At 37.4% G+C, this 10,737-nt stretch carries 11 protein-coding genes; 7 read left to right on the forward strand and 4 right to left on the reverse strand.

From position 1 onward, the window contains the following. The first annotated feature begins 912 nt into the window (after positions 1 to 912). From MT391_RS05270 to MT391_RS05285, 4 genes are all read left to right on the forward strand, one after another. Positions 913 to 2,163 (forward strand): ABC transporter substrate-binding protein, encoded by a 1,251-nt coding sequence (locus MT391_RS05270; protein WP_166369039.1) that lies wholly within the window; start codon positions 913 to 915, stop codon positions 2,161 to 2,163. Positions 2,164 to 2,264: 101 nt separating this feature from the next. Continuing rightward, positions 2,265 to 3,161 (forward strand): carbohydrate ABC transporter permease, encoded by an 897-nt coding sequence (locus tag MT391_RS05275; protein ID WP_499440096.1) that lies wholly within the window; start codon positions 2,265 to 2,267, stop codon positions 3,159 to 3,161. Beyond that, positions 3,151 to 3,996, forward strand: coding sequence for a carbohydrate ABC transporter permease (locus MT391_RS05280; protein ID WP_299664708.1), 846 nt, complete (start codon positions 3,151 to 3,153; stop codon positions 3,994 to 3,996). Before MT391_RS05275 ends, MT391_RS05280 begins: the two co-directional genes overlap by 11 nt. 10 nt (positions 3,997 to 4,006) lie before the next feature. After that, on the forward strand, positions 4,007 to 5,119 hold the full coding sequence (locus MT391_RS05285) for an ABC transporter ATP-binding protein (RefSeq protein ID WP_499497135.1): 1,113 nt from the start codon (positions 4,007 to 4,009) through the stop codon (positions 5,117 to 5,119). 106 nt (positions 5,120 to 5,225) lie between these two features. Here MT391_RS05285 and MT391_RS05290 read toward each other — a convergent pair whose 3' ends face one another. Next, positions 5,226 to 5,651, reverse strand: coding sequence for a DUF2852 domain-containing protein (locus MT391_RS05290; RefSeq protein WP_499497136.1), 426 nt, complete (start codon positions 5,649 to 5,651; stop codon positions 5,226 to 5,228). Between the two features lie 170 nt (positions 5,652 to 5,821). On the opposite strand from MT391_RS05290, the gene MT391_RS05295 reads away from it, so the two are divergent. From MT391_RS05295 to MT391_RS05305, 3 genes are all read left to right on the forward strand, one after another. Next, positions 5,822 to 6,430, forward strand: a complete 609-nt coding sequence (locus tag MT391_RS05295) for a TetR/AcrR family transcriptional regulator (RefSeq protein ID WP_499497137.1) — start codon at positions 5,822 to 5,824, stop codon at positions 6,428 to 6,430. Between the two features lie 17 nt (positions 6,431 to 6,447). Further along, a complete protein-coding gene (locus MT391_RS05300; protein ID WP_499497138.1) occupies positions 6,448 to 6,729 on the forward strand; it encodes a group II intron maturase-specific domain-containing protein in 282 nt (93 codons plus the stop codon). A gap of 911 nt (positions 6,730 to 7,640) precedes the next feature. Further along, complete coding sequence (locus MT391_RS05305) at positions 7,641 to 8,567, forward strand: MBL fold metallo-hydrolase (RefSeq protein ID WP_499497139.1); 927 nt, start codon at positions 7,641 to 7,643, stop codon at positions 8,565 to 8,567. Between the two features lie 83 nt (positions 8,568 to 8,650). On the opposite strand, the gene MT391_RS05310 is transcribed toward MT391_RS05305, so the two are convergent. From MT391_RS05310 to MT391_RS05320, 3 genes are all read right to left on the reverse strand, one after another. Beyond that, positions 8,651 to 8,863 (reverse strand): hypothetical protein, encoded by a 213-nt coding sequence (locus tag MT391_RS05310; RefSeq protein ID WP_499497140.1) that lies wholly within the window; start codon positions 8,861 to 8,863, stop codon positions 8,651 to 8,653. A gap of 288 nt (positions 8,864 to 9,151) precedes the next feature. After that, positions 9,152 to 9,778, reverse strand: a complete 627-nt coding sequence (locus MT391_RS05315; protein WP_499497141.1) for a hypothetical protein — start codon at positions 9,776 to 9,778, stop codon at positions 9,152 to 9,154. Positions 9,779 to 9,784: 6 nt separating this feature from the next. Next, a complete protein-coding gene (locus MT391_RS05320) occupies positions 9,785 to 10,240 on the reverse strand; it encodes a hypothetical protein (RefSeq protein WP_499497142.1) in 456 nt (151 codons plus the stop codon). Between the last annotated feature and the right edge of the window lie 497 nt (positions 10,241 to 10,737).

The raw sequence follows: 10,737 nt of genomic DNA on the forward strand, positions 1-10,737 counted from the left end.
TCGCATGCTATGAATATCCAGACCACAGACTCAAGTTATGTTGAGTTTTTACTATGTGTAATCACCCGACATAAAATAATCTGCTTCATATTAGTACTTTTAGGAGAGCCTTAAATTGAACTTAATGATATATATTGTGATGAGCTAGCACTTATTTTAAACCCTATGGATAACAATTTAAATAAAACGATTAGATATTACTGATTGTTTTATATTAAAAATATCCACGTAGTGCTTTGTTAATGCTGAATATTACAGTCTAAACCATTTTAATTGAAATATATAATTAATCTACTTTTTAATGATAAGGCTGTGGTTTTCTTCTCTTTTAAGCTGGCTTCATTGATGATCTTTAAGGAGTGATTTTAAAGGTATTTTTAAGGTGTTTTTAAGCTTCATATCTTTCCTTTTAAATTATGTTATGTTTTACCCGCAGGTATAATCTACTTGCTAACGAATAATGTACTTTAAAATAAGCACTGATTTATTTCATTTTATTCCACCAGAGTTATGGCTCTTATCATCGCAACAGAGCATTTTAACAGCGCATCCACTGCTAACCCGTATAGAGAAGCTTGTTTTCCGGCCATACAATGCCAACTACTCCACTGCCATTCATCAATTCAAAATGAAAGACAGGCCCCCACTTTCCATTGTTAAATTTCCATATTTCAAAGCAAATACTAGCTAGATATTATTAACATCAATATCACAACTCTTGTTTGTTTAATCACCACACATTTTAGTTTTCGGTTATAGTCTTTTGATTAGCCGACTATTTTAAATAGTTGTTAAAGCACTTATTTTACAACGTAAATTACATTATTTAGCATTAAAAAATAACGGCTATTCGCTAAATTTTTAGTCTGATCAGCATTACGGCTATCAGGTTTCTTTGATAAGGGAAGTCATATGAAAATTTCAAAAGTGGTTCTAGGTGTTTCATTAGCACTCGGTCTTTCAGTGGCAGCGCAAGCTGCAGAAGTAGAAGTATTGCATTGGTGGACTTCTGGCGGTGAAGCAAAATCTATTGCAGAGCTGAAAACAATGTTAGAAGCGAAAGGCCATGTATGGAAAGACTTTGCTGTTGCTGGCGGTGGCGGTGAAAGTGCCATGACGGTGTTAAAATCTCGTGTCGTTTCTGGTAATCCTCCTGTAGCTGCCCAAATCAAAGGCCCAAGTATTCAAGAGTGGGGTGAAGAAGGCGTATTGGCTGACCTTGATGACCTAGCTAAAACAGAAGATTGGGACAATCTGTTACCTACCGTTGTTTCGAACACAATGAAATATAAAGGTGAATATGTAGCCGTTCCAGTCAATGTCCACCGTGTAAACTGGATGTGGACAAACCCAGAAGTGTTTGAAAAAGCGGGTGCGACTGTACCAACAACGTGGGATGAGTTCTTTGTTGCGGCAGACAAAATTAAAGCAGCGGGCATGACAGCTGTTGCCCATGGCGGACAGCCTTGGCAAGACGCAACAACGTTTGAAACAGTTGTATTAGGTACCGCTGGTGCAGAATTTTATAACAAAGCATTCATTGACTTAGATCCTAAATCATTGAATAGCCCTACCATGATTAAGGCGTTAAAAGTTTTTCATAAAATCAAAGACTACACCGATGCGGGCTCACCAGGACGTGACTGGAATCTAGCGACAGCCATGGTGATTAATGGCGAAGCGGGTATGCAATTCATGGGTGATTGGGCAAAAGGTGAATTCACTGCTGCGGGTAAAATGCCGGGTAAAGACTATCTATGTGTAGCTGCACCAGGTACAACCAATGATTACACCTTTAATATCGACAGTTTTGTTATGTTTGAAGTGGATGACAAAGAACTACAAAAAGGCCAAAACGATTTAGCGAGTACTATACTAAGTCCTGCTTTTCAGGAGATATTCAACCTGAATAAAGGCTCAATTCCTGCTCGTTTAAACCTACCTATGGATAAGTTTGATGACTGTGCAAAAATATCAGCAAAAGACTTTGTCAGAACTGCTAAAGCAAACACCTTATTACCTAGTATGGCGCACGGTATGTCTACGTTCTCTTCTACTCAAGGTGCAATCTTCGACACCATTACTGAGTTTTACAACTCAGATTCAATAACGGCAGAAGCCGCAGCTGCAAAACTAGTAAAAGCAGTCGCAGCCGCTCAATAAAGTTTAACCCTTTAGTTCATCCGGATATCAGCTATTTCTAGTTGGTATCCGGCTTTCATTTTAGCTATATCATTTAGCTATTTAAGAGGATCGATCTTCTTATGAATAAATCCAGCGCTCCCCGTCAATCGCTAGGGGAATTATTACCAAAATTAGTCGTAGCGCCAACTTTTGTTGTGGCAGTGATTTTTATCTATGGCTTTATGTTGATGAATGCTTGGTTATCCTTTAGCTCATCCCGTATGTTGCCAAAATATAATTGGGCAGGATTTCTTCAGTATGAAAAGCTGTTTGCCAATGATCGTTGGTGGGTAGCCGCTGAAAACCTATTTATATTCGGTGTTTTATTCATTGTAATTTGCTTAGTGCTTGGATTGTTTATGGCGATTTTTCTGGATCAGAAAATTCGTGCGGAAGGCGCTATTCGAACTATCTATTTATACCCGATGGCACTGTCTTTTATTGTTACCGGTACGGCCTGGAAATGGATATTGAATCCTGAACTGGGGATCCAACGATTAGTGCGCGAAATGGGATTTGAATCATTCACTTTTGATTGGTTAGTCAACACGGATATGGCCATTTATACCGTGGTTATCGCTGGTGTCTGGCAATCATCAGGTTTCGTTATGGCACTATGCCTTGCTGGTTTACGAGGCGTTGATGACAATATAATTAAAGCAGCTAAGGTTGATGGTGCTTCAATGCCACTTATCTATCGAAAAATAATTATTCCAGGGTTACGCCCAGTATTTTTCAGTGCATTTATAATACTGACCCATATTGCAATTAAGAGCTTCGACCTCATTATTGCCTTAACAGGAGGAGGCCCCGGATTCGCGACCGATGTGCCTGCTACCTTTATGTACACCTTTTCCTTTACTCGTGGACAAATCGGACTGGGTTCAGCAGCTTCTATGATGATGTTAATGGCGGTTATTACCATTATCGTCCCGTATCTGTATTCGGAGCTAAGGGAGAAAAATAATGAACATTAAAAGAGTTTTGATTTATAGTATTCTAGGCTTTGCCGCCCTTATATATTTATTGCCTCTCGTAGTTATGGTGATCACTTCGCTTAAAGACTTGGACGAAATCCGTTCAGGCACCCTATTATCAATGCCACAGGCTTTGAACTTCGATTCGTGGGATAAAGCATGGGGTTCTGCCTGTACAGGAGTAACTTGTGAGGGCTTGAAAGGATACTTCTGGAACTCAGTATTGATCGTAGTCCCTGCCGTCATCATCTCTACGGTAATAGGTGCATTAAATGGATATGTACTGACCAAATGGAAGTTTCGTGGTAGTACTCTATTTTTTGGCATGTTACTGATTGGTACGATGATCCCATTTCAGGTTGTCCTATTGCCAATGGCGCGCATGCTAGGCTTTCTTGGGCTTGCAGGAACCACCTCTGGCTTGATCATGGTACACATCATTTATGGTCTGGCATTTACTACATTATTTTTCCGTAATTATTACATCAGTATTCCTTCAGAATTAGTCAATGCCGCGCGTATTGATGGTGCTGGATTTTGGATGATTTTCCACCGTATTATTCTACCTCTTTCAATACCGATCATTGTTGTATCGGTGATTTGGCAGTTTACACAAATATGGAATGACTTCTTATTTGGCGTAGTTTATTCATCAGGAGATTCACAACCCATTACAGTTGCACTGAATAATCTGGTCAATACGAGTACGGGTGTTAAAGAATATAACGTAGATATGGCAGCTGCCATTATTGCAGCACTACCTACCTTGTTCGTGTATATCGTTGCCGGCAAGTATTTCGTTAAAGGACTCACAGCAGGCGCTGTTAAAGGTTAAGGGACATTATATGCACGCTTTAAAAATACAGAATATTGAAAAAATCTATGGAAAAGTCAAAGTACTCAAGGGCATTGATTTAGAGATACAACCGGGTCAGTTTTTGATTTTAGTGGGTCCATCTGGCTGTGGTAAATCTACCCTGCTTAATATGATTGCCGGTTTAGAGCCTGTTAGTAATGGCAATATTTTTATTGGAGATAGAGACGTCACGCACTTAGATCCAAAAGACCGTGATATTGCGATGGTATTTCAATCCTATGCGCTCTATCCAAATATGACCGTTCGTCAGAATATTGAATTTGGTTTAACCATTCGTAAGACGGAAAAATCAGAACAAAAAAAGATTGTAGAAAAAGTATCAAAGTTATTACAAATAGAATCATTACTGGACAGAAAACCTAAGCAACTTTCTGGTGGCCAACGGCAACGTGTTGCAATGGGCAGAGCCTTAGCCCGCGATCCTTCGATTTTCTTATTTGACGAACCGCTATCAAATCTTGATGCTAAATTACGTGTTGAGATGCGAGGTGAAATTAAAGAATTACATCAGCGAGAAGGAACCACCATTGTTTATGTTACTCATGATCAAATTGAAGCCATGACATTGGGTGATGTTATCGCAGTGATGAAAGATGGTGAAATACAGCAATTTGGACCACCACAAGAAATTTATGACAATCCGCGTAATCAATTTATTGCCAGCTTCATGGGAAGCCCTTCAATGAATTTCATCCCTTGTCAGGCTGAAAAAGTGGATGGTGATATGCCAACTATACAAATAACTCTTGAAAGCGGTAATGAGAAAGTGAAGGTGCCAATTAAACAGAGTATTAAAGGATTAGAAGCATATGCTGGCAAATCTGTTATTTTGGGTATTCGACCAGAGCAAATTACTCAGCAAGGTGAAGAAAAACCCGATAGCGCCATGTTGAATTGTGATGTCGAACTTATAGAACCAACAGGCCCAGATACCCTAGTGACAGTGAGAATAAATGGTGTAAAAACGGTTTGTCGTATCCACCCAACTGCAGAAAGCAAAGTCGATAAATTAATGCCATTATTGTTAGATATGTCAAAGGTAGTGTTTTTTGACCCCGATACACAGGAACGTGTGTATTAACGGTTAATTTAAATGTAGATGGTTAATGCTTTAGTTATTAGCCTAGACCCATTAATAACTAACCACAGATTACACTCAATAATCTGTGGAGCTATAATAGCAATTCTTATTTTCCATCTTTTGATCTGTCAGAAGACATAAAGTCTTTAAACTCAGACTCATCTGCACGGCGTTTCGCATTAGCACGAAAGTTCCTAAAGCTACGAGCACGATTTTTGATTTCTTCTTTCAGTTCTTTGATGCGGTCATATTGTGTTTGTTGGTATTCGTCAAAGATCTCATTTTCATCCTTCGAGTCTTTACTTTTTGTAATACCAAAAAATGATCCACTGGATATTTCTGACCATTTTTCTTGAATTGCGCTAGGTAAGTCTTTTACATTTCGACCAGAAATATTCCAATACAATAACAATAATCCAACAGGCCAAAATAATACAAAGCCGATAACCATTACGGCAACATTCATGCCTGACCAGTTACCTTTATTACAGCTACCTTTACGTGAATGATTAGACTGACTTGATGATGTCATAATGATTACCTCTCTGTTTAAGCTTTAGTTGACAAATGTAAACGTTGTTCACATAATAATATACGTACTTTGTAGAATATTTCAACATATAATGCAATAAAGTTTACAGTGTTCACATAGTTAGTGTGATTTATTTAAGTTTTAACTAAATCTAGATTAGAGAATAAAAAATGAAGTCAGAAAAAAAACCTTATCATCACGGAAACCTAGCAGAATCACTTTTAGAAGCGGTTGATGAGCTCGCGACTAAATTTGGATTAGAAGCCGTTACATTAAGAGGTTGTGCAAAAATAGTGGGGGTTTCTCCTTCATCTGCCTTCAGACATTATGCAGATAAACGCGCCCTACTCACTGCATTTGCAACAAAGGCTTTATTGCAATTATCAGAATTGATGGTATTAGCTCAAACTCAAGCCTTAAAAGATGGGTCTAATGCATTCACTGCGGTAGGACTTGCTTATATTGGGTTTGCGCTCGATAAGCCTGCTTTTTTTCGTGCGATGTGGCGAGAAGAAACAACCTATACCAACGATCATGCCTACATTATGGCGACAAAAAAATTGAGTTGTCATTTACAAGGAGGTTTTGCAGCGACAATTGCAGATGAAGATCCTCATAGTTTCAGCCCCCAGGAATTATTAGCCTGGTCGTCTGTTCATGGTTTAGCACATTTGTTTGTTGATGGCCCCATCGATAAAGGGGAATCTAAACAACAAAAACTAGCCACCGCCGAAACAATGATACAAGCACTTGTTCCCATTTTTGATGCTAAACCTTAATCTCTTAAAGTAGAGGGTTGCAGATCCACGCTAAGACTTTAAAAACATTTAAAGAGAAAGTGCGGATACTGACCAATCGAAACTGTGGGATTGCAATACGAAAACAGATCCACAAACTCAATCTGTATTTACGAGGATGGGGAAATTATTTTCTAATTGCCAAGGGCTACCAATTAACGATTGAGCTTGACCATTGGATCCACCGCCGACTGCGAATGTATTTTTCATCAACAAGTGCGGCGACAATGGCGAAAGCCACGGACGAAAGTGAGATCATTGATCAAACTGGGTGTCAGTGAACGTTTAGCTATTTCCTGTGCCAGTGGGCTTATAAAAAGTACCAGCAAAGGACCTTGACGTAGTTCGAAAACCAAAGGGATCAATGTAGCGATCAGTAATGCGTTTTTAGCCAGACAAGGTTTGATATCATTAAAGGATTTGTGGATTAATATTCACTATTCATCATAAGGTAAACCGCCCTGTGCGGAGCTGCGTGGTGTGGTTCTAGAGGTTAGATAAATTGGGAAAGCTCGGTTTTAATCGTTTAATGTTGATTCGTCTGCGCTCATCCTGACAGCTAGCTATTTATTTGCAGTGTTTTCGCCCTGTCGGCGACATCCTTTCTTTTACCAGAAAAGAAAGGATGCAAAGAAACTGGCCACCGGAGCACTTTCTTATCCAAACGCTAATTGCCTTTCTTAACGCACCAGCTCATACAGCACTTCCATGTGCTTAATGAACTTACAGCAAACGTCCTGTTTGCTGTTGCTGAAAGTCACTTATCGCTTGGGAAAGCTTTACGGTGGGGGAGCTGTAGCCACATCGAGCATCGTTTTTCTTGGGATTTTGTTTAAAAGTTTTTTTAAAAGGCAAAAAACAAGATCCGAATGGCACTCACCAGCGGCACCCTTAGCCATCTACTGGAATACTTGAATTACCGGGCGATGATGGCGCATCATTTCTCCACATATATTTATTAATATCGTTATCTTCTTATATACCATTACGTCTGAACATTAGTATTTACTATTACGTGTCAAAAATTATCTAAAACTAAACACCCGTCAAGGTATTTTACTTTCGCCATTGACTATAGTTAACGCGTTAAGTAACTTCAAAAGGAACGTCGAGACAATTTTTATATAAATATAATAATATATTAATTTGATCTTTCAATGTAAATACATTCTATTAACCATTAGGGATAACAATGAAAAACTTATTTATTTTTATAATAATATTATTTTCTTTACCATTAAAAGCCGAATTAAAACAATCTGATATAACTCAAGTTATTATGTTAGGAACAGGTACGCCATTTAATGATGCTGAACATAGGGGGCAATCTATAGCAATCATTGTTAAAGGAAATGTATATTTAGTTGATTTCGGTCCTGGCCTCATGAGACAAATGGATGCAGCTAAGAATAAAGGCTTTAAATACTTTCCAAGCGATACTATTCGCCCTACCTTCATAAAAAAAGCATTTTTAACTCATTTAGACTCTGATCATACAATGGGTATTGCTGAGTTATTACTTACTCCTTGGACATTAGGACGTAAAGTACCTTTAGATATATTTGGACCTCCTAATACTGAAACTTTAGTAGAAGGAATTCTGAATGCATACCAAACTGATATCAAACATCGATTAAATGGAGCACAACCAGCTAATAAAAATGGCTATAAAGCAAATGTCACCATAATTAAAAAAGAAGGAGAAGTGTACAAAGATGAATTTGTTACAGTAGAAGCTTTCAATGTTAGACATGGTGATTGGGCAGATGGACACGCTTTAGGTTATAAGTTTACCACTCCTGATCGAGTAATCGTGCTTTCCGGCGATACCACTTATGATGAAGAGGTTATTAAAAATTATGAAGGAGCTGATATACTGATCCATGAAGTTTACAGCTTGGTTGGTTTATTTAAAAGAAGTCAAGATTGGATCACTTATCATTCAAAAGCCCATACATCAACAAAACAACTTGGTGATATTGCAAGAAAAATAAAACCAAAACTATTAGTACTTAACCATATATTATACTTTGGTACTAAAAAATTGGATTTTAATGAAGAATTTAAAAGAAGTTATAATGGAAACTATCTAATAGCTGAAGATTTAGACTCTTTTTAATCACTTAATAAAGCTTTATAGCGGGGGAGCGTAGCCGCAAGCAGTATTGCTGTTTATTAGCTTATTGATATGGTTGGTTTTAATTAATGGCGGTCCACAACTTTTTCCATTTGCTCGGATTGCCAACGCTCAACTAATACAGGTTTTGAATAGAGCTGACACCAACGCTCACAAACTTCCTCATGCGTTAAGCTTTCATTATGTTGCTCATCTATGTGCAATACGAGGTGATAATGGTTGGACATGATAGCGTAAGCACAGATATTAATATTAAAAAGGGAAGCGAGGTAATGCATTCGCTCAACAACCCACTGACGGCGATGTCCAAAGGATTTTTCAGTGTATTTATCTTAACCACACAAGTAAGCTCTGCGAACACAACGCGAAATACAGTGGTAATAAGGTGTATCAGATAATGATACTTGAGATTGGCGAGATTGAGTCATAATAAACTACCTCCTAAATACAAAAACATGCACTTATAAAAGATAGTTTAACGATGGCAATTATTCAAATAGATGGTTGTCCAGATCTTTCATGCCGTTTCAGCTTATCTGATTGGTACGGGGAGTCCAATTATCTTGTTAAGTGCGGTTATGAGCAATGTTTTCAGCTGAAATATCTAGCTTAAGTTGATACATCTGCAATATTGTTTTCGTATTATCTTCAGGCGAAATTCGAGTCACAAGATCTGACACCCCAATATTTGATATTGGCGTTCCTAAAACCCTAGATGCAACCGCATCTAGTTTTGTTTGAGTCGATGAGCTTATATGAGCCGATGCGTTTCTAATCACTCGTAAATCGGACAAATCTCTGGAAATTGAATTTAGCGCGGTCAAATAAGGTTCAGAATTTTCAAAGTAGAGGCCAGCTATTTTATTAACAATTTCATTATTTGACCAAGCTACATAATTCTGGGTACCAATCAATATCCTATGAGCATGCTTTTCATCGACAGGAGAAGCATATCTAACCAATTGATTACCATCTAAACTTTCTTCACCAGTTAAGTAAGAAATAAATGATTTTTCTAAAAAACTTTCCCAAGCTATAAAGAGCTTCAAAAAAGCAGATGTAACTAAGAATTCGATTTCTTCACCTGTTCTTAAGTTATTTGAAGAACTATCCTGTTCATAAGCAAGTTCAATATAACTATTAACTTTGGTGACATTTTGACGAAACTCTACTAACGAAGTAATTAATGTCATATCAATCTACACCATTAAATCTAACAAGTATTCACTTCGTCGAATTCTTACAGCCGTATCTGTTGTGGCTCTTCTACAATCTGTTAAGAATTGGACATCTGCTTCATTTAAATTATTTTTATCATCCTCTGAAAAAATATAATCAACTCGCTCTAGTTTCTGAGATATTTTAGGTATGTCACTATCTTTTATTTCTGCTCTTTGATGTGGAATGTTACTGACACCATATTGTTGATGATATAACGACATGAACAGTGAATAGAAAACATGATTTCTTCTAAATTCACGTTTACTTAGATTACCATTGAATATCTTAGTAATGAGACTGAGTATATTTTCAAAATGCTCTGATAATAAATCGACATCTTCATTGAATTCTTTTTCAAAAATCTCATAAGATTTTTTAATTAGTTTCTTCGTTTTGATACCGCTAATCATCCCTATTAATAAGTCAGCGGTCATTTGTACATCCTCCATCCTTAAAACTTTTTGCTCAGTAATAATTTTATTATTTAACCAAAAACTATTATTCCTGTGTGCAATTGAGTCGGCTAAAGTCTTAAACTCACTGAAGCAAACAATGCTAGAAAGCAAACAATGCTAGACAGCCAATAACTTTTACAATTAGATAATGAGTTAATGATGCACACAGTTGAGTGGAATATGGTCAAAAAACTGTAGATTCTCGTCAACAGGTGAAAGTTGAAGAGAAATTTCTGAGTATAAAATAGATTTTATAGTGCTTTAGACAGGTAAATATTTTAGCTTTCGCTAATAGCTTATTAAGAAAGAAAAAGAGCAATAAATTAATGCATATTTCGTCGTAATTCGTTTTTACTGGCAATCCAACGCTTACCGGTATGCGCTGCAAATGCGGCTAATTCATCTAACGAGCCTACCGCGCCTTGGTAGTCTTTTCCAAAACTACTCGCTAGCGATAACCAACTTTCACTGTCAAG

It is taken from the genome of Vibrio sp. 1-Bac 57 (assembly GCF_037546855.1).
Taxonomy (GTDB): domain Bacteria; phylum Pseudomonadota; class Gammaproteobacteria; order Enterobacterales; family Psychromonadaceae; genus Psychromonas.

Coding starts and splice junctions, on each gene's coding strand:
- MT391_RS05285 (WP_499497135.1), top strand. CDS start 4,007: ATGCACGCTTTAAAAATACAGAATATTGAAAAAATCTATGGAAAAGTC.
- MT391_RS05270 (WP_166369039.1), top strand. CDS start 913: ATGAAAATTTCAAAAGTGGTTCTAGGTGTTTCATTAGCACTCGGTCTT.
- MT391_RS05305 (WP_499497139.1), top strand. CDS start 7,641: ATGAAAAACTTATTTATTTTTATAATAATATTATTTTCTTTACCATTA.
- MT391_RS05315 (WP_499497141.1), bottom strand. CDS start 9,778: ATGACATTAATTACTTCGTTAGTAGAGTTTCGTCAAAATGTCACCAAA.
- MT391_RS05290 (WP_499497136.1), bottom strand. CDS start 5,651: ATGACATCATCAAGTCAGTCTAATCATTCACGTAAAGGTAGCTGTAAT.
- MT391_RS05295 (WP_499497137.1), top strand. CDS start 5,822: ATGAAGTCAGAAAAAAAACCTTATCATCACGGAAACCTAGCAGAATCA.
- MT391_RS05310 (WP_499497140.1), bottom strand. CDS start 8,863: ATGCATTACCTCGCTTCCCTTTTTAATATTAATATCTGTGCTTACGCT.
- MT391_RS05280 (WP_299664708.1), top strand. CDS start 3,151: ATGAACATTAAAAGAGTTTTGATTTATAGTATTCTAGGCTTTGCCGCC.
- MT391_RS05320 (WP_499497142.1), bottom strand. CDS start 10,240: ATGACCGCTGACTTATTAATAGGGATGATTAGCGGTATCAAAACGAAG.
- MT391_RS05275 (WP_499440096.1), top strand. CDS start 2,265: ATGAATAAATCCAGCGCTCCCCGTCAATCGCTAGGGGAATTATTACCA.